26 protein-coding genes are annotated in these 24,641 nt (G+C 42.6%); 17 read left to right on the forward strand and 9 right to left on the reverse strand.

The window, feature by feature from the left end; all coding sequences use genetic code 11:
- Positions 1 to 289 precede the first annotated feature (289 nt).
- Positions 290 to 772, forward strand: a complete 483-nt coding sequence (locus MKZ03_RS01420) for an Ig-like domain-containing protein (protein ID WP_187704308.1) — start codon at positions 290 to 292, stop codon at positions 770 to 772.
- A 342-nt stretch (positions 773 to 1,114) separates the two neighbouring features.
- Here MKZ03_RS01420 and MKZ03_RS01425 read toward each other — a convergent pair whose 3' ends face one another.
- The 3 genes from MKZ03_RS01425 to mmuM form a co-directional block, all read right to left on the reverse strand.
- Positions 1,115 to 1,735: a hypothetical protein gene (locus MKZ03_RS01425; RefSeq protein ID WP_334750740.1), complete on the reverse strand. Its 621-nt coding sequence runs from the start codon at positions 1,733 to 1,735 to the stop codon at positions 1,115 to 1,117.
- Positions 1,736 to 1,857: 122 nt separating this feature from the next.
- Positions 1,858 to 3,258, reverse strand: coding sequence for an S-methylmethionine permease (gene mmuP, locus MKZ03_RS01430; RefSeq protein ID WP_341030699.1), 1,401 nt, complete (start codon positions 3,256 to 3,258; stop codon positions 1,858 to 1,860).
- 46 nt (positions 3,259 to 3,304) lie between these two features.
- Positions 3,305 to 4,243, reverse strand: a complete 939-nt coding sequence (gene mmuM / locus MKZ03_RS01435) for a homocysteine S-methyltransferase (RefSeq protein WP_034664310.1) — start codon at positions 4,241 to 4,243, stop codon at positions 3,305 to 3,307.
- A gap of 335 nt (positions 4,244 to 4,578) precedes the next feature.
- Between mmuM and MKZ03_RS01440 the strand changes: the two genes are divergently transcribed.
- The 4 genes from MKZ03_RS01440 (at position 4,579) to MKZ03_RS01455 (ending at position 6,562) form a co-directional block, all read left to right on the forward strand.
- Complete coding sequence (locus MKZ03_RS01440) at positions 4,579 to 5,409, forward strand: YitT family protein (protein ID WP_034664484.1); 831 nt, start codon at positions 4,579 to 4,581, stop codon at positions 5,407 to 5,409.
- A 97-nt stretch (positions 5,410 to 5,506) separates the two neighbouring features.
- Positions 5,507 to 5,824 (forward strand): PadR family transcriptional regulator, encoded by a 318-nt coding sequence (locus tag MKZ03_RS01445; protein ID WP_034664309.1) that lies wholly within the window; start codon positions 5,507 to 5,509, stop codon positions 5,822 to 5,824.
- Entirely contained in the window at positions 5,817 to 6,404 is a 588-nt protein-coding gene (locus MKZ03_RS01450; RefSeq protein WP_341030702.1) for a DUF1700 domain-containing protein, read from the forward strand. Before MKZ03_RS01445 ends, MKZ03_RS01450 begins: the two co-directional genes overlap by 8 nt.
- Positions 6,401 to 6,562 carry a hypothetical protein gene (locus MKZ03_RS01455; RefSeq protein WP_162839381.1) on the forward strand — a complete coding sequence of 54 codons (162 nt, stop codon included), beginning with the start codon at positions 6,401 to 6,403 and terminating at the stop codon, positions 6,560 to 6,562. The genes MKZ03_RS01450 and MKZ03_RS01455 overlap by 4 nt, the downstream gene beginning before the upstream one ends.
- 31 nt (positions 6,563 to 6,593) lie before the next feature.
- Here the strand turns inward: MKZ03_RS01455 and MKZ03_RS01460 are convergent, their stop codons facing one another.
- Complete coding sequence (locus MKZ03_RS01460) at positions 6,594 to 7,811, reverse strand: multidrug effflux MFS transporter (protein ID WP_282068857.1); 1,218 nt, start codon at positions 7,809 to 7,811, stop codon at positions 6,594 to 6,596.
- 213 nt (positions 7,812 to 8,024) lie between these two features.
- Here MKZ03_RS01460 and MKZ03_RS01465 point away from each other — a divergent pair, with 213 nt between their 5' ends.
- The gene (locus MKZ03_RS01465; RefSeq protein WP_066031383.1) at positions 8,025 to 8,573 is read left to right on the forward strand and encodes a GNAT family N-acetyltransferase; all 549 of its coding nucleotides are present in this window, start codon (positions 8,025 to 8,027) and stop codon (positions 8,571 to 8,573) included.
- 47 nt (positions 8,574 to 8,620) lie between these two features.
- On the opposite strand, the gene MKZ03_RS01470 is transcribed toward MKZ03_RS01465, so the two are convergent.
- A complete protein-coding gene (locus MKZ03_RS01470) occupies positions 8,621 to 8,824 on the reverse strand; it encodes a hypothetical protein (RefSeq protein ID WP_334750742.1) in 204 nt (67 codons plus the stop codon).
- Between the two features lie 113 nt (positions 8,825 to 8,937).
- Here MKZ03_RS01470 and MKZ03_RS01475 point away from each other — a divergent pair, with 113 nt between their 5' ends.
- On the forward strand, positions 8,938 to 9,477 hold the full coding sequence (locus MKZ03_RS01475; RefSeq protein WP_341030703.1) for a DUF402 domain-containing protein: 540 nt from the start codon (positions 8,938 to 8,940) through the stop codon (positions 9,475 to 9,477).
- Between the two features lie 40 nt (positions 9,478 to 9,517).
- Here the strand turns inward: MKZ03_RS01475 and MKZ03_RS01480 are convergent, their stop codons facing one another.
- The gene (locus tag MKZ03_RS01480; protein ID WP_445662021.1) at positions 9,518 to 11,149 is read right to left on the reverse strand and encodes a S8 family serine peptidase; all 1,632 of its coding nucleotides are present in this window, start codon (positions 11,147 to 11,149) and stop codon (positions 9,518 to 9,520) included.
- Positions 11,150 to 11,317: 168 nt separating this feature from the next.
- Here MKZ03_RS01480 and MKZ03_RS01485 point away from each other — a divergent pair, with 168 nt between their 5' ends.
- From MKZ03_RS01485 to MKZ03_RS01500, 4 genes are all read left to right on the forward strand, one after another.
- The gene (locus tag MKZ03_RS01485; RefSeq protein ID WP_060595539.1) at positions 11,318 to 12,799 is read left to right on the forward strand and encodes an amidase; all 1,482 of its coding nucleotides are present in this window, start codon (positions 11,318 to 11,320) and stop codon (positions 12,797 to 12,799) included.
- A 36-nt stretch (positions 12,800 to 12,835) separates the two neighbouring features.
- A complete protein-coding gene (locus tag MKZ03_RS01490) occupies positions 12,836 to 13,399 on the forward strand; it encodes a TetR/AcrR family transcriptional regulator (RefSeq protein WP_307498962.1) in 564 nt (187 codons plus the stop codon).
- 80 nt (positions 13,400 to 13,479) lie between these two features.
- Complete coding sequence (locus MKZ03_RS01495; protein WP_034664300.1) at positions 13,480 to 14,502, forward strand: quercetin 2,3-dioxygenase; 1,023 nt, start codon at positions 13,480 to 13,482, stop codon at positions 14,500 to 14,502.
- A gap of 162 nt (positions 14,503 to 14,664) precedes the next feature.
- Positions 14,665 to 15,798 carry a zinc-dependent alcohol dehydrogenase gene (locus MKZ03_RS01500; protein ID WP_106061707.1) on the forward strand — a complete coding sequence of 378 codons (1,134 nt, stop codon included), beginning with the start codon at positions 14,665 to 14,667 and terminating at the stop codon, positions 15,796 to 15,798.
- A gap of 20 nt (positions 15,799 to 15,818) precedes the next feature.
- Here the strand turns inward: MKZ03_RS01500 and MKZ03_RS01505 are convergent, their stop codons facing one another.
- Positions 15,819 to 16,256, reverse strand: a complete 438-nt coding sequence (locus MKZ03_RS01505) for a MarR family winged helix-turn-helix transcriptional regulator (protein ID WP_034664294.1) — start codon at positions 16,254 to 16,256, stop codon at positions 15,819 to 15,821.
- A 262-nt stretch (positions 16,257 to 16,518) separates the two neighbouring features.
- On the opposite strand from MKZ03_RS01505, the gene MKZ03_RS01510 reads away from it, so the two are divergent.
- The 6 genes from MKZ03_RS01510 (at position 16,519) to MKZ03_RS01535 (ending at position 22,063) form a co-directional block, all read left to right on the forward strand.
- Positions 16,519 to 18,027 carry a class I adenylate-forming enzyme family protein gene (locus MKZ03_RS01510; protein WP_341030707.1) on the forward strand — a complete coding sequence of 503 codons (1,509 nt, stop codon included), beginning with the start codon at positions 16,519 to 16,521 and terminating at the stop codon, positions 18,025 to 18,027.
- A gap of 66 nt (positions 18,028 to 18,093) precedes the next feature.
- Positions 18,094 to 19,476 carry an amino acid permease gene (locus MKZ03_RS01515; RefSeq protein WP_034664289.1) on the forward strand — a complete coding sequence of 461 codons (1,383 nt, stop codon included), beginning with the start codon at positions 18,094 to 18,096 and terminating at the stop codon, positions 19,474 to 19,476.
- A 100-nt stretch (positions 19,477 to 19,576) separates the two neighbouring features.
- Complete coding sequence (locus MKZ03_RS01520) at positions 19,577 to 19,942, forward strand: VOC family protein (protein ID WP_334750746.1); 366 nt, start codon at positions 19,577 to 19,579, stop codon at positions 19,940 to 19,942.
- Between the two features lie 186 nt (positions 19,943 to 20,128).
- Positions 20,129 to 20,479, forward strand: coding sequence for a hypothetical protein (locus tag MKZ03_RS01525; RefSeq protein ID WP_341030708.1), 351 nt, complete (start codon positions 20,129 to 20,131; stop codon positions 20,477 to 20,479).
- Between the two features lie 142 nt (positions 20,480 to 20,621).
- The gene (locus MKZ03_RS01530; RefSeq protein ID WP_034664284.1) at positions 20,622 to 20,960 is read left to right on the forward strand and encodes a DUF4288 domain-containing protein; all 339 of its coding nucleotides are present in this window, start codon (positions 20,622 to 20,624) and stop codon (positions 20,958 to 20,960) included.
- Between the two features lie 242 nt (positions 20,961 to 21,202).
- Complete coding sequence (locus MKZ03_RS01535) at positions 21,203 to 22,063, forward strand: alpha/beta fold hydrolase (RefSeq protein WP_034664282.1); 861 nt, start codon at positions 21,203 to 21,205, stop codon at positions 22,061 to 22,063.
- 39 nt (positions 22,064 to 22,102) lie between these two features.
- Here the strand turns inward: MKZ03_RS01535 and MKZ03_RS01540 are convergent, their stop codons facing one another.
- Together MKZ03_RS01540 and MKZ03_RS01545 are read right to left on the reverse strand one after the other, a co-directional pair.
- Positions 22,103 to 23,530, reverse strand: coding sequence for an alanine/glycine:cation symporter family protein (locus MKZ03_RS01540; RefSeq protein WP_034664280.1), 1,428 nt, complete (start codon positions 23,528 to 23,530; stop codon positions 22,103 to 22,105).
- A 33-nt stretch (positions 23,531 to 23,563) separates the two neighbouring features.
- Positions 23,564 to 24,544 carry a glutaminase gene (locus MKZ03_RS01545; protein ID WP_307498970.1) on the reverse strand — a complete coding sequence of 327 codons (981 nt, stop codon included), beginning with the start codon at positions 24,542 to 24,544 and terminating at the stop codon, positions 23,564 to 23,566.
- Positions 24,545 to 24,641 lie beyond the last annotated feature (97 nt).

The raw sequence follows: 24,641 nt of genomic DNA on the forward strand, positions 1-24,641 counted from the left end.
AAAAGGGAAGTTTCAACGTGTAGACAAACCCTCGCATTCGTTGTCAGGGCTGTGCTCCGGTGCTCACGAATGTAAAATTCGCTCCGCTCCGGTGCTCGTCCTTCCTAGACTGCAAAGGTTTTCTATCACGCTGAAAAGAAGACAAAGGGCTAAAATAAAGATCATTTTAGCCCTTTGTCAACAATCTGGAACTTCCCTTTCTAAAAAAGGGAAGTTCTTTTGTTTGTTACTGGAAAAATACCAATTAATGTTGATAGTAATATAGTAGGAAAAAAAGGAGGATTTATCGATGAAAAAAATGATGTTTGCTTTCTTTCTATCATTGCTTCTCGTATTCCCAACCTTTGCACATGCAGAGGAAACAGGAGCAGTACCAGCATCTGTACAAGTAACTAGTGTCACAGCAGCAGATAGTGGAATGGTGAATTACGGCTCTGGCAGTAAATATCGAGTGGGCTCTTATTATCCAGCTACGTTTAAAGGAACATTAAAGGATGCGAGCGGAAATCTGATGGCTAATCAGCCAATCCAGCTTTATTTTGAAGCAGCGATCAAATCATTGGCTCAAACAGCGACAGGCACAACAGACGAGAATGGACAATTTTCACTAACGATTCAAGTTCCTTCAGGTGCAGGCTACCGTACATACAATAATGCAGGCTGGTCGACACATTACTACGATATTGTTCCGGCGACGTTCACTTCAAACGACATCAAGCTATCTTCAAATGTCACAAGTGTGTACCATTTGGCATATACATTACGTAACTAATTTGCTGATGGAGACGACTTGGCTGGAGCTTGTCGTTTTTTTCATAGAAAAAAGGATGTCTCATTTGACATCCTTTTCTTTTTGTTAGCAAACCTGCTGGGCGGCAACCGAAAGAGTCGATAAACAAACACTCATCAGCCGTTACTCCCAGATTCGATCGAGCGTTTAACTTTTAATCCTGAGCTTTGATGGATAAGAACTTTCACACTTGAACGTTGATCCTTGAACGTTCAGCTTTGAGCTTTTATCAAGGATCATCCAAAGATGATCAGATGAGGAGGGAATGACCTTTCCCTCGGAGGTGTTTAGTTCTATCGATTTTCGGCTCACTAACAAAATCAATTAATCGATCTGTATTTTCGTCAGTGTATTGCTTTCAGACAAGGAAAAATCAACTTCCATTTGAAAATCCTCAATTTCGTTCGAAAGCTTTTCAATCTTCACTCGAAGACGAAGCGGGTCGATGATCGTTGCCTCATTTTCAGCGAGGAACGACTTGACGATCTCTTGGTTGGCAGCCGCTTGTGTTTTTCCGTCTTTCCCAAACAAGGTTTCTAAATGCTGGTCGAGCCTCTTTTTCACATCTTCATTGGTTTGTTCTACTTTGTCTACTAGTTCTGTGTACACCTTTTTCAATTTCCGTAAATAACGAATATCGTATTCGATCGACGTCTTCCGTTCAATCGCTTCTGCCACTGTCATGCTGACACCCGCTACATCAATTGTTGTGGTCGCATTCGACACAACAATGGCTGATTTGATGGCATTCCTGCGTTTGATTAATGCTTGAATCGATTGGTCATCAGCCTTCGCCTTTTTTTCGATTTCTTCTTGATTTTGAAACCCGTGCTGTATATGTTTCCCGATCATCAATCCACCAAGTACGGCTTCATCAACGGTTCGGTTGATTCTCTTATCTAACATTTTCAGTTCACTTAATGCTCTTGTAATGGTCATTTCCATATTAGTGACAACTCCCTTGGTTCATCCTGAAAATCATAGATTCCTATCATATACCAAAGTGTGATTCTGTTGCTAGTGTTATCCTTTTTTGTCAGGTTGTTTTTATAGAAAAAAACCTGGCGTTATACACCAGGTTCTCGTTTTTTCTGAATCCAAGCTGTCACATAATAGGCAGCATAGCAGAGCGCGATGAAAGGAATGCCGCAGATGAGGGCAATCCGCTGATTTGGATCAAAGGCAATACCGATGACAGATGCAAAACACAGGAGGAAGGCAGCAATTGGAACCACTGGATAGAGCGGGGTTCGAAAGGAAAGATCATGGAGCTGTCCGCCTTCCTGCAAAAAACGTTTCCGAAACATAAACTGTGAGGCAGCAATCCCCATCCACACGATTACAACGGCCAGTCCAGAGATCGAAACAAGGACAAGGTATACCGTTTCGGGTGCGATGACACTTGATAACAAAGAAAGAATACCGCCGATCATACTTAAAACCAGTGCATTCAAAGGAATTCCTTTTGATGTCAGCTTCGCTAGTTTCTTAGGCAGTGTCCGTTCCTCAGAAAGAGACCAGAGCATACGGGATGACGCGTATAGTCCTGAGTTTGCGGCAGATAAGATCGCCGTCAAAATGACAAAATTCATGAAATCTGCGGCATACGGAATCCCGATTCGATCAAACACCACAACAAATGGACTTTTGATCACCCCGGCTTCTTCCACTGGGATCAAGCCGGCTAAGACCACGATCGTTCCAACGAAAAACAGGACAAGACGCAGTACGGTTGTGCGAATCGCTCTTGGAATGGTCTCGTCAGGATTGACGCTTTCACCCGCAGCAATCCCAATTAACTCCGTACCTGAAAAAGCAAAATTGACGGCCAGCATCGTCATTAAAATTGGTAAAAAGCCGTTTGGGAAAAGTCCGCCTTCTCCAGTGAAGTTAGAAAAGAATGGAGCGGCCTCACCGCCCTTTAATGGAATCAAGCCAAACATCGCAGCTCCGCCAAGGATAATAAAGAGAATAATAGCCATTACTTTAATGCTGGAAAACCAAAATTCCGATTCTGCAAAGAACTTAACTGTAAAAGCATTGAGTAAAAAGATGAGAAGAGCAAAAACGCCACTCCACATCCAAACCGATGTGTCTGGGAACCAGCGCTGCATTAAAAGGCCTGCCGCTGTAAATTCCGAACCGAGTGCCACTGTCCATGTCAGCCAGTAGAGCCAAGCGACTGTATAGCCTGTGCCGGGTCCAATGTATTTTGTTGCATACGTATGAAAGGCCCCTGTAACCGGCATTGCGACAGACAGCTCGCCTAAACAGAGCATCACGAGGTACACAATTAATGCCCCGACAAGATAGGCAAGAATCGTTCCTGCGGGTCCTGCCTGATTGATGGTATACCCAGAGCTTAAAAAGAGCCCTGTTCCAATAACGCCGCCTAGAGAAAGCATGAACAGGTGGCGGCTCGTCATTTTTCGTTGATATTGTTGTGACTGATCTTTTGCTTGTTCCATGTCTTCCCGCCCTTTTGCTTAGAAGTATGTGTGATGATTCGTGGTGCTATGATGTGGTTTGTTTTAAGATGTCCGTGATATCTTCTGGGGTCGTCCGGCAGCAGCCGCCGATGATATGCGCGCCGTCTTTGTACCATTGATGCGCACATTCACCAAATGTATGCTGAGATGTATCCCCGCTCCATACCTTTTCTTCAGGATCATATAATTCTCCTGAGTTTGGATACACGACAATCGGCTTGCTCGTCCCCTTTTTCATCTCTTGAATGAGAGAAGAGATAAATTGCGGCGGCGTACAGTTTACACCAACAGCAGCGATCTGTTCATAAGGTTCCAATGCTTGTACACATTCTCTGAGCAAATCACCTTCACTAATGTGAAGATCGTCCTTTGCGCTGAATGTGATCCAAGCAGATACACCCCTAAATTCATTTTGCAGCAGCTTTGCGATAGCCGTTGCTTCAATCAGACAAGGGATCGTTTCACATGCAAGAATGTCTGCACCAGCTTCTACTAATGCCTGAATTCTTGGTCTGTGAAAATCAATGAGTGCCTGCTCCGTGAGTCCGTAATTTCCCTTATATTCTGAACCATCAGACAAATAAGCACCGAATGGCCCCACAGATCCTGCGACAAATGGTTTTGTCCGTCCTTTACGATGCGCTTCATCCTGCCAAAAAAGATCGCGTGCCTCTTTTGCTAAAGTGACAGATCGTTTCATTAGTTCAATGGCTTCTTCTTTTGTATAGCCTTTTTCAGCGAAGCCATCAATCGTTGTTTGGTAGCTCGCTGTTGTGGCACAGTCAGCTCCGGCTTGGAAGTAATCCAAGTGTACTTGCTGAATCAATTCTGGCTGTTCAATGAGTATTTTGGCTGACCATAAACGATCGTTTAAATCGCAGCCCTTTCGTTCAAGCTCCGTTGCAAGTGCACCGTCTAAAACCAAAGGTGCGTGAGGCTGTAAACGGCTTTGAATAGGATTCATCGGAATCGAACACCCTCCTTTTTAGTTGGAAATGATGGATATGATATGAGGCAGTAGTTTAAATGACTAAAGTGTTTTTGTCAAGGAGAGGAAAAAGCATGATATCGCGGAAAAACCTTGAAAACATGCGGGTTTCGGTGCATAAACATGCAGTCAAAATAATAGAAAACCAAGTCATTGACAGCCTCTAAAAAGAGATATATATTATGGAAAGGTTCATTTCAGAAAGCTTCATCAAAAGGCGCTGTCTTTTGATTTTTATTTTGTCCAACGACTGTCTTCTTTCGTGCAGAAAGAGGGTTTTTTATATGCTTAGAAAAGGAGGAAAGAAGAAATTGAAAAAATGTGTAAAAGATTTGGCTATGATTCTGATTGGTTCTTTTTTATTTGCTGCAGCAGTGAACATGTTTGTCATTCCACTTGAATTTGGTGAAGGCGGTGTAACGGGGCTGTCCATCATTTTCTATTATTTGTTTGAAATTGCACCATGGCTGACGAACCTGGTGTTTAATGCCATCCTGCTGCTTGTGGGGTATAAATATTTGGACAAGAAGACGACGATTTATACTGTGGTTGCCGTCGCAAGTAACTCCCTATTTTTACACCTGACCACAACATGGGTCGTGAATGTACATGAATTGATCATTGGAGCGATTTTCGCAGGAATTATCATCGGTATTGGAATTGGTCTTGTGCTAAGAGCAGGCGGTACAACGGCGGGTTCTGCCATACTCGGAAGAATTGCCAACAAGTATTTAGACTGGAACGTGAGCTATGCCATCTTGTTCTTTGATCTGATCGTCGTATTTGCTTCCTACTTTATTATTGGTGCGGAAAAATTAATGTTCACCATTGTGATGCTGTACGTGGCAACAAAGGTGATGGACTTTGTGATAGAAGGGCTTAACACGAAAAAGGCAGTAACGATTATTTCTTCATGCAAAGATGATATTGCTGAAGAAATCAATCACACTTTGGATCGAGGCGTGACGATTTTAAACGGACGCGGTCATTATTCAAAGGAATCGAAGGAGATTCTCTACGCAGTCATTCAAAAGCAAGAGCTCATGCGCCTAAAGAAAATTATCAAGAAAATTGATCGAGACGCATTCGTTGTTGTCCATGACGTGCGTGATGTGTTCGGAGAAGGATTTGTGAATATATAAACCTGAAAAGACCTTAACCGGGTCTTTTTTTATGCTCTATACCTCTTGTCACATTATACTATGTATTGTATAGTATAGATGGTTAGGAGTTGTAATCATGAATGCACAATTAAAAAAAGGTTTGCTGGAATTCTGTGTACTGGCGGTATTAAAGAAAGGCGATTCCTATGGTTATCAAATTATTAAAGATATGTCCCATTGTATTGAGATTTCAGAATCGACATTATATCCGATATTAAAGCGGTTAGAGCAAAACAACTATGTGGAGACCTATTCCCAGGAACATAACAGTCGATTAAGAAAGTACTACCGAATGACAAATAGCGGCCGTGAGCATATGGCGCAGTTTTTAGCGGAATGGGATCAAGTGATGGCGATTTACGACTTTATTTCTGGAGGACAGGGCAATGAATAAAAAAGAATTTTTAGCCAGCTTAGAGAAGCACCTGCATCGTCTAGGCGAAAAAGAAAGTGATCGGTTCATCGAATATTACGATGAAATGATCGAGGATTATCAGGAAGATGGCTACAGCGAACAGGAAGCTGTTCATCAAGTGGGTCAGCCTTCAATCATCGCTGAGGGGATTATGAAGGAACAAGGAATCAAAACTACTCAGGTGCCGACGTTCGGAGAAAAAGCTACAAGGCTTTCCATTCTCATTTTGGGCTTTCCGTTATGGGGAAGTATTTTAGCAACGGTCATTCTGCTGATTCTTTCTGTCTATATGTTGGTTTGGTGCGTTCCGCTCGTCACAGGTGCATTGACGCTCACTGGTCTGCTCGGAGGTTTTTGGAGCATCATTGGTTCTCCATTTATTTTTCAGGACGGTTTGCATGTGGTGGTGACGCAGGTTGGAGTGGGTATTCTTCTATTAGGTGTCGGATTATTATGCGGCATTGCCACGGTGTATTTGACAAAGTTATTTGTGCAAATGACTGTTCAAACCACTAAGGCATTCATGGGAATGTTTAGAAAGAAGGTCGTGAGAATATGAACGTGAATGAATTCAAAAAGCAATGCTTTAAATGGGGCATGATCTTCACAGTTGTAGGAGGCATTGTAACGGCGATTGGGTTTGGGCTATCAGGTTTTGATCCAGACGCATATCACACAAAAAACGAGAACAACGTGTTCCGCACCATCAATTGGTAGCAACGCGCTATAATGAACTAAAAAAACCCGCTTATGCGGGTCTTTTTGTTGCTCGGGCCACAAAGAAGAAATAACAGCAAAGTGCACCTAGGTCACAAAGCATAATGATCAGGCCCATTGGAAAGGCTGTTTGGCTTCCCGCTAGTCCGACAAGAGGTGTCATGCATGCGCCTAGCAGCATTTGTGCCACCCCGATAAGGGCAGCTGCACTTCCTGCATGCGCTCCGTGATGCTGCATCGCAAGAGACGGCGCGGACGTACCGACAATTCCGACGCTTGAGACAACAAAAAACAATGGAATGAGAATGCCATACAATCCTGCATCAATGGAGATCATCAAAAATAAGGTGACGCCGCCTAAGGCAGCTGTCAGCAATCCAATGCGAAGAACTTTCTCTTCGCCGATTTTTACAGCGACACGGGCAAATACTTGTCCAGCCGTGATGATGCCAAGACTGTTCACCGCAAAGGCAGCACTAAATCCTTGTGGAGAAAGGTGGAAAAGATCCTGGAGCACAAACGGTGAGCCAGAAATATAGGCAAACATCGCTGCGAATACAAGACCCTGCGAGAGGGCATACCCAACAAAGAGACGATCACTCGCTAAAATTTTCATGGCACCAACAATCTGTTGAAAGCCCCCAGTCTGTCTGCGCTCCACAGGTAAACTTTCTTGTAGTGAAAAAATGGATCTCAGCAGCATCAAGGCCCCGAGAATTCCTAGTAGAACAAATACACCCTGCCATGTTGTAAAGCGTAAAATCTGTCCGCCCACAATAGGTGCCGCTGCCGGAGCAACCCCGTTGACCAACATCAGCAGTGCAAAGAATTTCGTCATTTCTGATCCTTCATAATGATCTCGCACAATCGCTCGTGCAATGACAATGCCAGCTGAACCAGCGAGCCCTTGAATCAATCTTAAGAGGATGAACATCCAAATCGATGTGACCACCGTACATAAAAGTGATGAGGCTATAAAAATGATTAAGCCGATCATCAGCGGTTTTCTTCTGCCGATCGTATCACTAATAGGACCTGCAATCAGCTGTCCAAGCGCCAGTCCAATAAGACAAGCCATAAGACTTAATTGGGACAAAGCCGTGCTTGCTTCAAAATCACGCGCAATATTAGGCAAAGCAGGTAAATACATATCCATTGCAAGCGGTGCAAGGGCTGTTAAAGACCCAAGCAATGCAGCAAGGAGAAATCGATTTTTTTTCGATTCTTGGGGATAAGATAAAGAACTCATATGATCACTACACTCCTCGTATACTTCCTCAAAACAGCATAATGAATCAAGCGTTCCTTTTCAATGGAAATTTTCAAAGATGATTCCGTGCAAAATGATTGATCTTTCGAATGAGACTCTTTACATTGAATGAGTAGAGAAAAGAACAAGGTCATCGACATGCAGTATTTGCATGATACGTATATCTAGCAATAAACAACAGGAGGTGCTGACATGAAGCAGCAAGAGCTGATCATTCGTCAAGCAGTCAAAGAAGATCATGAAGCGATCAGGCATGTACTAATCAAATCCTATTCACAGTATGAGCCTCAATTTACAGAGGAAGGCTGGCAAAATTATTCTGCTGCGCTTGCAGCAGCTGTAGATAATCCGAACATGGAGCTGATGCTTGTGGCGGAGCTTGAAGGCAAGGTCGTGGGGACGCTTCAAATGTTCCGGTCATCAGAGCAAGCGTATGACAAACCCGAAATGGGCATTACATCAGCCATCGTCCGGTTTTTAGGAGTAGATCCCGATGTTAGAGGAAAAGGAATTGCAGAGTCATTGTTACGTAAAAGTATTGAACTTACGCAATCATGGGGCGAAAATGTCCTGTATCTTCATACATCTGATAAAATGCAGGCTGCCATTCGTCTATATGAAAGAATGGGCTTTGAGCGTGCACTAGATAAAGAATTTGTGAATCAAAATGGGACGCATGTCAAGAGCTATCAATATGTTATCCAAAAAGAACAGCCGGCTGGTTCATCACATCACTCGTAATAAAAGGAAGAGCAAGTCCTTCAGGGACAGCTCTTCCTTTTTTCAATTTACGCCCACAGTACAAGCGCCCAATATGATACCCCCCACGAAATTAAACCGAACATGAAAAAGAATTTTAATACGCGTTCGTAAAGGGACAGCTTTCGTTCTCTCTTCGTTTTCACCAGCCGCCAATAAAAGGCATAGCTGCATAAAAAGAGGATGATTTGTCCAAGCTCTGTAAGGTTTTCAAGAATCGTGATTCCGTTCATTTATTTCACCTCATCATAGGTCTTCCATAAGTAAATGCAGCAACCCTTTATTTCTTCAAAAAAAATCGGTGTATACTGGAAAGAGAGAAACTAGATGCAGAGGGAGTTGTGACATGTTGTTTTCGCTACATGCGGATCGTTGGGATGAAGTAATCGAGAGGAAAATCAAATACGATCAGAAGGTCGTGGAACATACTTGTCAGCTGTTAGACGCACAGGAGCAGCAGGCTGTGCTGTTTCACAAGATCGAAGACACGTTTACGATGAGGGCAGGTGATGGTGCTCTGACCATTCCAAAAGGGAGCTATACGACCGCCTATTATTGGAAGGATCGACCCTACAATATTTACTACTGGAGGGATGATCAAGGGAAGGAACTTGGGTCTTATTTTAATATTGTGAGGAATACATGGTTCAACGGCCAGCTGGTCATATTTGAAGACCTCATTATTGATCTTCTCGTTCTGCCCAATGGTCATTTCTTTGTGTTGGATGAAGATGAATTGCCGGAGAGTTTAGCGGCTTTTGAACAAGGTTCAGTGCGCCGGGCATTAGAGGGTGTGATGGCTTCGTTAGAAAGCATACTCGTTCAAGTGAGGGCAGATGCCGAAGGAAAATATCATCACAGCTTGTTTGAGCCGATGTTGAAATAGAAAAAACGATTCCTTTCAGGCGAGGAATCGTTTTTTTCTGTCAAACCTTGATACGGTTTAATCGTTTCTGTAAGTTGGTTTTCGTTTTGGAAGCTTTTAGCTGTTTGACAGCGGTTTGAGCCGCTGCTTTTGTTTTCTTTGTCCGTTTGGCTTCCGCTTTTTTGACCTTTTGTTTGGCGTCTGTCACTTTCTTTTGATAGGCGACCTGTTTTTTGACTTTGTCGAGCCGGTTTTGCAGGCTTGTTTTTTCTTTGCCTTTGTTTAGCTTTTTGATAGCCGTTTGGGCGCTTTTAATGGCGCCTTGTGTTTTGTTTTTTTCGGCTGTTTGAACCTTTGAACGTGCGGAACGGATATCAATGGTTCCTTGTACCTTTTTCACCCGTTCGGTGAGTGCTGTTTTTTGTTTACTTGCAGTGAGTCGGCCAATTCTCGTTTTGGCTTGATTGACATCTGCCTGCTTTTTAGATGTTTCGGCTGTTTTGACAACGCTGGTCGCAGCCTTTACAAAGGTGGACTGCGGTATATATTGCACGCGGCCATAGCCGAATTGTGGATCCTTTCCTTTTGCGCCAAGATCCACTGTATAGCTGCGCAATAAGGTGCGAAGCTGTGCATTTGTTTTCTTCGGATGAAGCTGCTTCAACAGCGCCAGCATCCCTGTGACATGCGGTGCAGCTTGTGATGTACCCGTTGCATACCAATATTCATTTTTTAAATAAGTGCTGATGACGTTCTCGCCAGGGGCAGAAAATTCGATGCCTTTCCCTGTATTTGAGATAGACGCGAGTTTGTCTTTGTCAGTGGTTGCGGAAACAGCAATGACGCTATTGTAAGCGGCAGGGTAGCTGATATGATTCTTCTTCCCATCATTTCCGCTTGCAGCGATCACAAGCAGTCCTTTTTTGTATGCTTCATCCACTGCTGAACGCAAGATGGGGATATTGTCTTCAAAACCTAGACTTAAATTCATAATATCCATCTTATTGCTAATGGCCCAATCGATGCCTCGAAGCAGACTGTACAGGTCGCCTTCTCCCTTTTTATCTAACACTTTCACAGCATACAGCTTCGCGCCAGAAGCGACGCCGACTGTGCCGTAATCGTTATTGATCGCACCAATCGTGCCCGCGACATGTGTGCCGTGTCCTTCATCATCTTTATAGGAAGATGTGTAGTTCACAAATGATTTACCGCCCGATACCTTTAAATCCTCATGTGGAAAAATACCAGTATCTAAAACGGCTACTTTCACATTTTTACCTGTGACGCCTTCTTTGATCGCTTTCTTTACATTCAGCTTTTGCAGGTTGTAAGATTTTTGAACCAATGCATCCTGATTCGTAGCGGCAGCAGTTTTTTTCATGGTAGAAGAAGCGAGTTTGACCTTTACGTTTTTTGACACATATGCAATGTTTGGGTCTTTTTTGAGTGAAGTGACGGCTTGTTCATCTGCTGTCACAGCGACAGCGGGAAGATGTATGTACTGTGCGTTCACTTTTTCACTTTCTTCAATAGCCGTTTGCTTTCCTTTTTGGTTTTTATAGACGATGATGACATCTGTTTCTTTTGGCGGTGCAGCTGCCTGCGAATGGTAAGGCAAGGCAGTTGTCAACGCAAGAAGAAACGCGATGACTACGACGATTTTCTTTTTCAAGGCGATAGCCCCTTGCATACGATGACCTCCGTCTTTTTTTCTCTATTATATCGGAGAAATGAGAAGGATGGTTAGAAGAATCATATTGTTTGTCAGAAAGTTTTTTTACAAGTAACCTGAAATTGAAATTCATACAAATCTAGTAGACAATAGAGAGATCATAATAAGAGAAAGTAGGACATGCTGATGAACGTAAAAGAGTATATGACGTATGATGCGACTGGCTTGGCAGCACTTGTACGGAATAAGCAGGTAACGCCAGACGAGCTTGTACAGGCTGCATTTGCTAGATTGAATGAGGTCAATCCTGAACTAAATGCGGTGATTCAGACAAGACAAGATCAAGTATTAAAAGAAATCAAGACATTACATACGAATCAGCCGTTTGCGGGCGTTCCATTTGTACTGAAAAATATATCGCAAGGGATGGAAAATGAACCGCTGACAGCAGGTGCTGCATTGTTAAAGGATGTAAAGGCAAAAACGGACTCCCACTTTGTCCATCGATTGAAGCAGGCTGGATTTCTCATGATGGGGCATACAAACACACCAGAATTCGGTTTAAGGAATGTAACAGAACCTTCTTTACATGGTCCAACGAGGAACCCTTGGCATCCTGACTATTCCCCTGGCGGTTCAAGCGGCGGGACGGCAGCAGCTGTTGCAAGCGGCATCGTACCGGCTGGTGGAGCAAGTGATGGCGGTGGTTCCATTCGGATTCCAGCATCCTTTACAGGTTTGTTCGGTCTCAAGCCAACGAGAGGAAGAACGCCGGTAGGACCAGGCGCAGGAAGGCAGTGGCAAGGGGCTTCCATTGATTTTACACTCACAAAAACAGTTCGGGACAGTGCAGCTCTTCTTGATCTGCTTCAAGTCATTCAGCCTGAAGCGGCTTTCCAAACGCCGTTATACGACGGCAGCTATCAAGAAGATCTAGTGAAACGTACATCTTCTATGCGAATTGCTTACAGTATAGAATCTCCAGTAGGTACGAAGGTTAGTGAGGAAGCGAAGCAGGCGGTTCAGCAAACAGTGAAATGGCTGAGTGATCAAGGGCACCAAGTAGAAGAAGCGAAGCCGGCAATTGACGGGATCCATCTGATGCAGCAATACTACGTCATGAACAGCGGAGAAATGTCTGCATTATTCACGTCCTTGGCTCGTTCATTAGGACGTCCAGTCAATCCGGAGGAAACGGACATCGTCGCATGGGTGCTGGCGGAGGCTGGCAAGAATGTGACCGCTGCTGCTTATACAGAAAGTCTTGATGCGTGGGATATGGCGGCTGCACAAATGGCATCATTTCATCAAACGTACGATCTCTTTGTGACACCCGCTACTGCCTATTCAGCTCCAAAGGTTGGTGAGCTGATGCATTCGAAAGAGGAAATCACTGAACTTTTACGTGTGTCATCCCTCTCAATGCAAGCGCAGCAGGATCTTATTTATGACATGTTCTTAAAGAGTCTGACCTACACACCATTTACACAGCTTGCCAACTTAACGGGTCAGCCTTCTATGAGTGTTCCTGTTCATCTCACTGAAGCGGGCATGCCTTTAGGGGTACAGGTGACAGCACCAAAGGGAAAAGAGGACTGGCTGCTTCGGCTTGCAGCAGAAATGGAGACATCCTCGATTTGGAAAGGAACAAATCAAATCATACGTTGAAACACATTTGTCTATGGAGGGAAAGGAGTGTCACACGTGAGTACGAAGGATAGAATTATTCAAACGGCTGCACTTCTTTTACGCAAACAGGGGTATCATGCGACAGGATTGAATCAAATCATTAGAGAGAGCGGCACGCCTAAAGGATCTCTTTATTATTACTTTCCAAACGGAAAAGAAGAGCTGGCCATAGCAGCCGTTGAATATATTAGTCAAAAGGTCATCGATCGAATTGAAGAAAGCTTTGCCTATTCGGATGACCCTTATATCGCCATTGAAAGTTTTATGACAAACATCATTCGGGGATTTATGGAGCAAGAAAGTGAAAGAGGGATTCCGATTGTCTTGCTGGCGGCAGAATCCAAGCCAGAACATACGCAGCTTCATGCTGCATGCAAACAAGAAATGATCCGCTGGCAAGAGCTTGTGAAAGAAAAGCTAATGAACAGCGGATATGAAGAAAACAAAGCGGATGAGCTGGCTTCTCTCCTTCATTCAATGGTGATTGGGGGTCTATCGATGACCACAGCACTCAAACAAACGACCCCGTTAGAACACGTAAAGTGTTACCTTAGACACTTATTTATGCGAGAAGAGTAAAATCTCTCGCATATTGTCTATCTATTATATCAATTGGTCTATATAATAAAGATAGTCAATTAGTCATGAGGAGTGATGGGATGTCGGAGCAACCGCAATCAATCAAGCAATCCGAAGATACCTATTTTTATACCGTGTCTGGTTCAGGGAAGCTGTATGGGCTTGAAAATCAGCTTGTTCATGTGCTGGCAGAAGCAAATCAAACGAATCAGCTGTTTGAGCTTGTCTTAATCACAGGTGGGAAAGGGGCTTATTTTCCACTTCATTGTCATGAGCACTTATTTGAAACCATTTTCGTGCTGGAAGGAAAGCTTGAAGTGATACTGGACGGTAAAAAATATATGGTCACAGCCTTCGATTATATTCATATCCCGCCTAAAACGATTCATGGCTACAGAATGCATAGTCACAAAACAAGGTTTATTTCATATACGTTGGGCGGACAAATGACAGATGTGTATCAGCAAATTGGGAAGAGGCTTCAGCAGAACGAATGGCTGATGACTGATCATGCTTTCGATGCAGCCAGCTTTGAACAAGCTGAAAAAGAAAGCGATCTCATATTGATGCATGGTATCCGGCAGCTATCAAATACAACCAAGCCCTCCGTTTTATTTCATAGTCAGCTCCCTCAGGCGGTGCAGCCCTATGTATTAGAGGCTGGTGAAGGGAAGCAATATATCGTGGATGGTCAGCTTCATGAGCTGATCGCAACAACAGAAACAACTGGAGGCGGGTTCAGTCATTTTGTGATTGAAGGCGCGAAGGGAAAGTATTTTCCTCCGCATTATCATCAAGTACATACAGAAGCACTCTATTGCGTTGAAGGAAAAATGAACCTTCAATTGAACGGAGAGGATATTTGCCTGATGCCGGGTGATTTTGCCTATATACCGCCGGATACGATTCATTCTTATGAATTCGTTTCCCATTCTAATAAATTTTTGCTTTTACTGCTCCCTGGAAAGATTGAGCAGTTGTATGAGCAGTTTGAAGAATCACAAAGCCCGAGTATATGTCCTTATTTTATTCAAGAAGGGAACTTGATGATCGATCGAGAGACTTCATCTCAATATGATTTGGTTTTTGTCGAAAAAGGATAAATATGTAACGCGTTACACATGATTGAATAAGCGCCTGTCGAACCTATCGACGGGCCTTTCTTATTTTTTGGCTCCTCCTTATAAATCTCTCATTTGATGAATGAACCATTCATTCAAGGTGAAGCTATGTACAGATGATTTTCGCTAAAGGAGGAAATGCATGTGAGAGCTGTTACTTATCAAGGAAAAAATAGCATTGCTGTGAAGAAAGTAGATGCGCCATCTATTCAAGATCGGGAAGATGTGATCATACGAATTACATCAACAGCAATTTGTGGATCTGATTTACATTTGTATCAGGGGAACTTCCCGCTTCCAATCGGCTATGTGATTGGGCATGAGCCAATGGGGATTGTGGAGGAAGTTGGACCGGATGTCACGGCAGTAAAAAAGGGAGATCGTGTCGTTATTCCATTTACCGTTGCATGTGGTCAATGCCAATATTGTCATCATCACTTAGAAAGCCAATGCGACAACTCAAACCCGCACTACGATTCGGGTGGGCTTTTTGGATATAGTGAGAAATATGGGAATTATCCTGGAGGACAGGCAGAGTATTTACGCGTGCCTTTTGGAAATTACACCCCGTTTAAGATCCCAGATGATTGTGAGCTGGAGGATGAACAATTACTGTTCTTATCGGATGTTCTTCCAACTGCCTATTGGAGCGTGGAGCACGCAGGTGTGAAAAAAGGTGATACGGTCATTGTGTTAGGCTGTGGACCTGTTGGGTTAATGGCGCAGCAATTTGCATGGCAAAAAGGGGCAGAACGTGTGATTGCGGTCGATTACATTGATTACCGTCTGCGACATGCAAAACGGATGAGCGGCGTAGAAGTATTTGATTTTACAGAAGATCCCGACATGGGAGAAACGTTAAAGGAGCTCACCAAGGGTGGAGCCGATGTTGTGATTGATTGTGTGGGAATGGACGGGAAGAAGTCACCGCTTGAAAAAATTGAGCAGAAACTCAAGCTGCAAGGCGGAACGATTGGACCCATTCAAATTGCCACAAAAGCCGTCCGCAAATGTGGGACAGTGCAGATGACTGGTGTGTACGGCGGCCTATACAATATGTTCCCATTAGGTGCCTTTTTCGCAAGAAACGTCACCCTGAAAATGGGACAGGCTCCGGCGAGAGGCTACATGTCAAAGCTCTATCAAAAAGTGACAACCGGTGAAATTGATCCTAGAGCGATCATCACACATCAATTGCCATTAGATGATGCCGCTCATGCGTATCACATATTTAATGAAAAAAAGGATGATTGTATAAAGGTCATCTTAAAGCCATAAAAAAAGGCTTAGTAGTATTCCTAAGCCTTTAATGTGTGCTCGTCCATCATTTTTTCGATTAATTCAAAAAATGTTTTTTTATCTTCTTCTGAAAGATGGTTGAACAGCTGATTGACAAGCAGCTGGCGGTTGTCGATCATTTGTTTTGCGATTTGTTCACCTGATTCAGAGAGTGTAATCCATACAGTACGGCGGTCATTATTATTTCGAGAGCGGATAATCAGCCCTTCATCTTCTAAGTGATTGAGAGCGGTTGTTGTTGCAGAGGGAGATAATGAAACTTCCTGCAGAATATTTTTCACAGTACATGTTTGATGGCGATAAATGATGCGTAAAATAAACCCTTTCACATTCGTGACGTTTTTCGGGATGTTCTCTTCATCTATTTGCTTCGTCGCCTTTAAATACTTTGTCAGCGCATGGTCTAATAAACTTGCCTCTAGCTCGAAATGTTGCATTCTCCATACCTCTTTTCCTATTGCGTTCGCATTTTCCGATCAATTACTAGGTCTATCTTATCATAATAGTTATCATCATTTAAACCAAAATGGAAGACGGCTATAAAATTACCTATATTATCAATTAATATAAAGAACAATTCCAAAATGAAATGATTTTACTTTCAGCTGGTTTTATTTTAGAATGTGAATGAGATAAAATCTGCCAACCCCATTCACTGGAAATTGGCTATTGTAAATCAAACGTTTGGAGATGAAGATATTGAATACTTTACAGGCATTACTTAACGACAGAATGGAACGCTCTTCACAAATTGAAGCGGTAACTGGCGGGGGTGTGTCTTATACATTTGAAGAATATGCAAAACGCATTGACCAGCTCGCTCATTACTTATATCAAAAGGGGATTGGAAAAGGAGACCGCGTTTGCTTTATTTGTCAAAACCATCATCACTTTTCAACGATTATGCTGGCAGCCATCAAAGCAGGTGCAGTCGCAGTTCCGCTTAGCTGGCAGCTTACTTCTTTTGAGCTGGAAGGTATTTTGAAAAAAGCAGAGCCAAAGGCTTTATTTTTTGACCGTGAATTCCGTGACATCATTGCGGCAGTGAATGTGTCTTTAGAAGATTGTCTGATGGTGGAATCCGGTGCCAATGCGAAAACAACCCAGCTGTTTGAAGACATTTTGGCTTCAAATGATGGAAGTCATCTTGCTGATGAGGTATCAGAAGAGGATTTAGCGATGATTTTATTCACTTCTGGAACAACGGGCAATCCAAAGGGCTGTATGGTCGGGCATGGACGAATTTATCAATTTTTAACAAGACATGGGAATCGAGGATTTGATCTGAAAGGAAAACGGTACTTGGCGAGTCATCCGCTGTATCATATGAGTTCAATTAATCATCTGATCGCAGCTGCGATTGAAGGGTATACGCTTGTCTTCTTACATGATGCAACACCGAAACGCATTTTAGAAACGATTGAGAAAGAAAGAATTACGTTCATGATGGCTTTCCCATCAGCTTACACGTACATGCTAGAAGAAATGAAACGCGGTTCGTACGATCTCTCATCTTTTGAAATTGCGATTTCTGGCGGTACGAAGGTGCCGGTACGCTTAATTAAAGATTACAAAGAAGCAGGCATTCAGATGATGCATGGCTATGGAAGTACGGAAGCATGGATTGTCAGTGCGTGGCATCCAGCGATGGGTGAGGATAAAATGGGCTCTGCCGGTAAAGTGGATGCGGATGTAGATGTGAAAATCGTGCATCCTGAGACAGAGGAGACATTGCCAGCAGGAGAAATTGGCGAAGTCGTCATGAGAAGTCCATTTTATTTCCTAGGCTACTATCATCAGCCTGACGCTACTGAGAAGGTGCTGAAAGATGGCTGGTTCCATATGGGGGATGCAGGCTATCTAGATGAAGACGGTTTTCTTTTCATTACTGGCAGATACAAAGATGTGATTCTGTACGGCGGGGATAATATCTATCCTGACCAAGTAGAAGAGGTCATTGATCAAATTCCAGGTGTGATTGAATCAGCTGTCATCGGGGTACCAGACGAATTATATGGTGAAGTGCCAAGTGCGTATATCGTAAAAGACGATTCCGTCGATTTTTGCGAAGAAGATGTGGTGAACTATTGCCAGGAACGTTTGGCAGATTACAAAGTGCCCTCCATTCATTTCACACAGGAGCTGCCAAAAAACAAGCTTGGTAAAATCATGAAGAAAGATTTACGTGAATTGGTTGTGAATGCGTAGTACCTATTCTGCTATAATGAAATTTGAATGATTTTTTGTTTTTCTAACGTTTTGGAGGGAAAGGGTTTGCGACATATTCTTCGTAAGAAACACATTCACGATTTGTTAGAACAGAGCAGGCAGCAAAAGGTAAAGAGAACGCTGGGCGGGCTCGATCTCACGCTCCTTGGTATAGGGGCTGTGATCGGCACGGGGGTCATGGTGTTAACCGGAATTACAGCGGCTAAGGATGCAGGACCGGCTGTCATTTTCTCCTTTGCCATTGCAGCGATTGTGTGCAGTTTGGCAGCACTTTGCTATGCAGAAATGGCTTCAGCGCTGCCTGTATTCGGCAGTGCGTACATTTATTCATATACAACGATGGGAGAGCTTGTCGGTCATCTGATGGGATGGACTTTATTGTCCGTTTATATGCTGACTGCTTCAGCTGTCGCCAGTGGCTGGTCGAGTTATTTCAACAGCTTGCTTGAGGGGTTTGGAATTTCGATCCCCCATCAATTTTTAGCGGGACCAGAACAAGGCGGATACATGAATCTGCCAGCCATTATCATTGCTTTACTGATTGCGTGGATCTTATCTAGAGGAACGAAGGAAAGTAAAAAATTCAATAATATCATGGTGTTTGTGAAACTTGGTATTATTGTTCTTTTCATTGTAGTAGGCGGGTTTTATGTACAGCCAGCTAATTGGCAGCCGTTCATGCCGTTTGGTGCAGAAGGCGTCATTGCCGGTGCTGCTGCTGTGTTTTTTGCCTTTTTAGGATTTGATGCGATTTCTGCTTCTGCGGAAGAGGTGAAAAATCCGCAGCGGAACCTGCCGATTGGCATTATCGGCTCATTACTCATTTGCACGATCATTTACATTGTCGTTTGTTTGATCATGACAGGTATGGTGCACTATACAAAACTGAATGTCACAGAGGCTATGTCCTATGTGCTGCAAAGTGTACATCAAAATAGCGTAGCCGGTATTATTTCTGTCGGTGCGGTCATTGGATTGATGGCTGTGATTTTCGCCAATAATTATGCAGCAACTAGAATTGCTTATGCGATGGGACGAGACGGACTTTTGCCTAAAGTATTTTCGAAAACAAACAAAAGTGATACGCCTGTTGCAAGCATATGGATGATTGGCGGAATGACAGCTGTTATTTCAGGGTTTATTGATTTAAAGGACCTGTCCAACTTAGCGAATATCGGTGCTTTATTGACGTTTGCGATGGTGAGTTTATCTGTGCTCATTTTGAGAAAGACACATCAACAGCTTGAGAGGGGATTCCGGGTTCCATTTGTGCCGGTCTTGCCGATTATCTCAATGGGCTGCTGCTTGTTCCTTATGCTCAACTTACCAGGCCGGACGTGGCTTTACTTTGGTGTTTGGCTGTTAATCGGTGTCGTCATGTACGCAGCGTATTCAAATAAACATAGTGAATTAGCGAAAGCTTCATGAGAAAAAGGTGCAAATCCGTTGACGATTTGTGCCTTTTTTCATACGATTTGGGATAAGCTATAAAAGAGAAGATGGACGGAACAAGAGGAGGATGAAGGGTATGATTAGCGTTAGTCCTTATATTGTGGTAGACGATGTGAAGGAATCTCTTCAATATTATCAAGGAATTTTTGGCGGAGATATTCATATTTTAAATGAACATCAAGACCGTGTGCTGCATGCGGAACTGCACCTTGGAGAATCGCTGCTCCACTTTTCAGATACGTTTGGCCGCACACCAAAGCCCGAGAATCTCAGATTGATTATGCAGTTTGACAATGAAGAAGAACTAAAGGCAGTATATGAAGCGCTAGAAGCTGACGGAGATGTACTGGTCGAATTACAGGATACGTTCTTTGGTGCACTTCACGGACAAGTACAGGACCGCAAAAATGGGTTGATATGGGTGCTGAATTATATGAAATAGATGAAGACAAAGAGCTAAATAAAGATCATGCAATGATATAAAAATAAAAAATGATTGTGGACACAGCAACCTCAAAAAACAATTCCCTTATATTTACCTTAAATCTATTGGATATCCAATTAATGTAATATAATATATAATTTGTTATTCAATTGAATTTCTAATAAACTATAAGGAGTATTGGACTTGATCAAAAAAATAATTTCCACACTACTAGCACTATCTGTATTTACTTTTGTTTTACAAGCACCAGCAAAGGCAACAGAAAACGAAAATATTGTGATTAACCCAAATGATTTAGTATCCTCTGAAGGAGAAATAAATCATGATCAAATTGCAGAAACAAAATTTGCAATTCCGATTCCTTTCTTCTTTATTCCAGGATTAGGACAAGTCGCAGTATTAGCAACTGGGGCTGTCATTGTAGGTGGTATGATATTTTCTTCAAACTCTTGGGAAGCTCAAGTTGTTAAACATCACAAAATGACAGCAAATGAATTCATCTCAAAAAACAGAAAAGGGAAAAATAAGAGGTGAATTTCCAACAGAATATCTAAATAAAACCATTGATCAAATTAATAAAGATGCAAAAAAGGGTATCAAAAAAGCAAGAACAGCTAAAAAACTTTTAACTGATCACAGATTTAAAAAGAAAAAATAATTAAAAGGTGATAAATCTATGTATGATCTCTTTTCAGCAAAATTATTGTTTGAATCCATACCGTCTCCCAAAGTTAGACCTGATAAGATATTTGAAGAAAGAATCGTATTAATCAAAGCAAAAGATCAAGATGAAGTTAAAAAAATTATAGAAAAAAGTTTTCCAGAAGAAACATTTGGAAATGGGGATTACGGACAAACAACAAAAAAATTAGTAGCAATCCTAGATATATTTGAACTTGTAGACAATTTAGAAGAAGAACCACTTCACTTAAGTGAAGTGTATTGTCGTTATCTTTCATTTGATGAAGAAATATCTCCAAAAGAAGCAATAGAAAAATATTCTCTAGATAAATAAAAATCGTAAAAAAAGCAGACTGATTAGAGTCTGCTTTTTTAGTTATTTAGTCATTTAGCACAAATACATATCTTCTCTGTTTCTTTCGCAAAAAGCACCAATTCGCTGTTCAAGGATCCTTGGTCAAAATTCTAAGACCTTCACTATTGTGAAGGTTTTTTTGGGAGTGTTTTTATTTTCTGAAAAATGTAAAATATGCTATGTTGGAAGAATAAAAGAACAAGGAGAAGGGTGGCAAAGGGATGGAGCAAATTGAATTTCAATCGATCCAAACAAATGGTGTAACACTTCACACAGCAATGGCTGGACCTGAGGATGGCCCGCTGCTTGTACTGCTGCACGGGTTTCCTGAGTTCTGGTACGGCTGGAAGAACCAAATCATGCCCCTGGCTGAGGCAGGCTATCGTGTCGTCGTTCCTGATCAAAGGGGCTACCATTTAAGTGATAAGCCGGAAGGAATCGAATCCTACGTATTAGATCAACTGAGAGATGATATCGTAGGGCTGATTAAGACGCTTAGTCCGAATCAAAAGGCGATTGTGGGAGGTCATGATTGGGGAGGAGCTGTTGCTTGGCATTTGGCATCCACACGTTCTCAATATGTAGAGAAATTAATCATTGTCAACATGCCGCATCCGCGGGTCATGATGAAGGTTCTTCCGTTTTATCCCCCGCAGTGGAAGAAGAGCTCCTATATCGCTTTCTTTCAGCTTCCGAATGTGCCAGAGGCAGCACTTCAGGAAAATCACTTTCAAAAGCTGGATGAAGCCATTGGATTGACTGCAAGACCACATTTGTTCACGAAGGAAGATGTATTAAGCTACAAGCTGGCTTGGACGCAGCCAGGTGCCATGACCTCAATGCTGAATTGGTACCGCGCCATCAAAAAGGGCGGCTTTGAAAAGCCGATATCAAAACGCATTTTAGTACCTGTTCGCATGATCTGGGGGATGGAGGACAAGTTTTTAAGCAGAAAGCTGGCGAAGGAAACGATGAAGATTTGCCCAAATGGTCAGCTGATTTTTGTCGATGATGCTTCTCATTGGATCAATCATGAAAAGCCAGAAGTGGTGAACAAACTCATACTCGAATTTTTGAACTAAAGAAAAAAGCTCTGATCAGAGGACCAGAGCTTTTTTTATTTATCCGATTTGATTCTTTTTCAACGAAGCAGGTTCGTCGTCCCAGCATTCAATTTTCTCATTGTTTGGAACGGCATTTTTATAGAAGACAGGGTCCTTGCCTTCTTTTTTCTGTCTCGTATAATCCTTCAATGCTGCAAAGGCGACCTTAGACAGCATGGTAATGGCGATGAGGTTGACGATGACCATGAGTCCCATGAAGAGATCGGCTAGACCCCAAACGAGAGGAACAGTTGCAACTGCACCGAAAAGAACCATTCCAATAACGGCAATTCGATAGATGTTAAGCCAAATTTTGTTGGCACCAAGGAATTCAATGTTCGTTTCACCATAGTAATAGTTACCGATCAATGTACTAAAGGCGAATAGGAAAATCATGATAGCAAGGAATCCAGAGGCCCATGGCCCAATGTGCTGACTGAGTGAAGCCTGTGTTAATTCAATTCCTTGCAGGTTCGTTGTTTTGTACGCATCAGAGAATAGGACAAGGAAGGCTGTGCTCGTACAAATAATTAACGTATCTGTTAATACGCCAAATGCCTGGATTAACCCTTGTTTTACAGGGTGACTTGTCACGGCTGTTGCTGCTGCGTTAGGTGCACTACCCATACCAGCCTCATTCGAGAAGAGACCGCGTTTAATCCCTTGTAATAATGCCCCGCCTAGTGTTCCGCCAGCGAACTGTTCAAACCCGAAGGCATGTTTCACAATCGTACTGATGACACCAGGAAGTTCAGTGATATTTGTCACAATAACAAAGAATGCAATTCCGATATAAGCTAGAGCCAGTACAACGACAATGTATTCAGAAGCTTTTGCAATGGCTTGGATTCCCTTGAAAATGATTGCTGCAAAAATAACAGCCATTACAATACCGACTGTTAAACGGTCTAATCCAAAGGAGTTTTCAAAAGCGACGGTGATCGTATTTGATTGAACCGCATTAAAGACGATTCCAAAAGAAATTGTAATTAGGATCGCAAATAAAATTCCCATCCAGCGCTTGTTTAACCCTTTTTCCATGTAATAAGCAGGTCCACCGCGGAATCCTGTTTTATCTTTCACTTTATACACTTGGGCTAATGTACTTTCAACAAAGCTTGAGGCAGAACCGATAATGGCTACGATCCACATCCAAAAAATTGCCCCAGGTCCACCAATTGCAATGGCGATAGCAATCCCTGTGATATTCCCTGTACCTACACGTGCCGCCATACTGATGGCAAATGCTTGGAACGGTGATATCCCCTCTTTTTCTTTTCTTCCTTCTTTCAGGACACGCACCATTTCTTTAATCATTCTCACTTGCAGGAAGCGAGTTCTATATGTGAAGTAGACCCCTACTCCAAGTAACAGAGCAATCACAATATAAGTCCAAATAAAATCATTTGTATTTGTTAAATAAGATAGCAAAGCTTTTTCGTTCATAACATCACCTCTTCGAATTCATGACTGTTCATTTTAAAAAATACTGAGATCCCACTCTTTGGCGAGCTTTTTCAGCATCATGACACCGGTAATACTATTTCCGCAATCGTCAATGGCGGGACCATAAATACCGATTCCGCAGCCTGTCTGAAATGGGAATTCTCTTCTTGCGCTTGGCGGAACGCAAGCCATAATTCCTCCAGACACACCACTTTTGGCTGGAACGCCTACGAAAGCAGCAAAATTACCAGATGCATTATACATGCCGCATGTCAGCATCAATGCCTTTGTTAGTCTTGCGATATCCTTTGGTATGACTTGGACCTGTTTAAAGGGATGGTAGCCATCACTTGAAATAATCAGTCCAATCAAGGCGATGTCCTCTGTTGTGACCTCGATGGAACATTGCTTTAAATACACTTCTAATGTCTCTTCGACATCTGATTCTAAGTAATTGGTTTCTTTTAAGTAATAAGCAAGAGCACGGTTGCGGTGCGCAGTTGCCCATTCTGATTGATAAACCTCTTCATTAACAGATGGACGCTTTCCTATTAAGTTTTCGATTAAATCGAAAATATATGCTAGCTTTTCTGTAGAAGTCTTTCCGGGAAGGATGGAGGATACGGTAATAGCTCCAGCATTAATCATTGGATTAAAGGGCTTCCCCGGTTTATGCATCTCAAGGCGGTAGATGGAATTAAATGCATCACCAGTTGGCTCTACATCTACCCGGTCCAAGACGTATGGTACGCCTCTTCCTAAACAGGCAGCTATAAAGCTGATGACTTTTGAGATACTTTGTAGGGTAAAGGGAACGTCCCAATCACCGTAACGTACAGATGATCCATCTGAGCCTATCACGCTGATACCAAGTTGAGAGGAATTCACTTTTCCGAGTGCTGGAATGTAGCCAGCATTCTGCCCGTTTTTGTAATACGGACGTATTTCTTCTGCCCATTGATCAACAGAAGACTGGCATGCGTGTTGTGTATTATTAGAAATTGCTGTTTTCATACGATTCCTCCAATCAAAAATCAAAAAGTACCCTATTGAATTGGCGGATGACAAAAAATGCGATCAAATAGGCACGAAAACATGTTACACATCTTCA

Origin of the sequence: Bacillus sp. FSL R5-0431 (assembly GCF_038002985.1) — a bacterium.
Classification (GTDB): domain Bacteria; phylum Bacillota; class Bacilli; order Bacillales; family Bacillaceae; genus Bacillus.

Coding starts and splice junctions, on each gene's coding strand:
- MKZ03_RS01420 (WP_187704308.1), top strand. CDS start 290: ATGAAAAAAATGATGTTTGCTTTCTTTCTATCATTGCTTCTCGTATTC.
- MKZ03_RS01425 (WP_334750740.1), bottom strand. CDS start 1,735: ATGGAAATGACCATTACAAGAGCATTAAGTGAACTGAAAATGTTAGAT.
- mmuP (WP_341030699.1), bottom strand. CDS start 3,258: ATGGAACAAGCAAAAGATCAGTCACAACAATATCAACGAAAAATGACG.
- mmuM (WP_034664310.1), bottom strand. CDS start 4,243: ATGAATCCTATTCAAAGCCGTTTACAGCCTCACGCACCTTTGGTTTTA.
- MKZ03_RS01445 (WP_034664309.1), top strand. CDS start 5,507: ATGAATGCACAATTAAAAAAAGGTTTGCTGGAATTCTGTGTACTGGCG.
- MKZ03_RS01450 (WP_341030702.1), top strand. CDS start 5,817: ATGAATAAAAAAGAATTTTTAGCCAGCTTAGAGAAGCACCTGCATCGT.
- MKZ03_RS01455 (WP_162839381.1), top strand. CDS start 6,401: ATGAACGTGAATGAATTCAAAAAGCAATGCTTTAAATGGGGCATGATC.
- MKZ03_RS01460 (WP_282068857.1), bottom strand. CDS start 7,811: ATGAGTTCTTTATCTTATCCCCAAGAATCGAAAAAAAATCGATTTCTC.
- MKZ03_RS01465 (WP_066031383.1), top strand. CDS start 8,025: ATGAAGCAGCAAGAGCTGATCATTCGTCAAGCAGTCAAAGAAGATCAT.
- MKZ03_RS01470 (WP_334750742.1), bottom strand. CDS start 8,824: ATGAACGGAATCACGATTCTTGAAAACCTTACAGAGCTTGGACAAATC.
- MKZ03_RS01475 (WP_341030703.1), top strand. CDS start 8,938: ATGTTGTTTTCGCTACATGCGGATCGTTGGGATGAAGTAATCGAGAGG.
- MKZ03_RS01480 (WP_445662021.1), bottom strand. CDS start 11,149: ATGCAAGGGGCTATCGCCTTGAAAAAGAAAATCGTCGTAGTCATCGCG.
- MKZ03_RS01485 (WP_060595539.1), top strand. CDS start 11,318: ATGAACGTAAAAGAGTATATGACGTATGATGCGACTGGCTTGGCAGCA.
- MKZ03_RS01495 (WP_034664300.1), top strand. CDS start 13,480: ATGTCGGAGCAACCGCAATCAATCAAGCAATCCGAAGATACCTATTTT.
- MKZ03_RS01505 (WP_034664294.1), bottom strand. CDS start 16,256: ATGCAACATTTCGAGCTAGAGGCAAGTTTATTAGACCATGCGCTGACA.
- MKZ03_RS01520 (WP_334750746.1), top strand. CDS start 19,577: ATGATTAGCGTTAGTCCTTATATTGTGGTAGACGATGTGAAGGAATCT.
- MKZ03_RS01530 (WP_034664284.1), top strand. CDS start 20,622: ATGTATGATCTCTTTTCAGCAAAATTATTGTTTGAATCCATACCGTCT.
- MKZ03_RS01535 (WP_034664282.1), top strand. CDS start 21,203: ATGGAGCAAATTGAATTTCAATCGATCCAAACAAATGGTGTAACACTT.
- MKZ03_RS01540 (WP_034664280.1), bottom strand. CDS start 23,530: ATGAACGAAAAAGCTTTGCTATCTTATTTAACAAATACAAATGATTTT.
- MKZ03_RS01545 (WP_307498970.1), bottom strand. CDS start 24,544: ATGAAAACAGCAATTTCTAATAATACACAACACGCATGCCAGTCTTCT.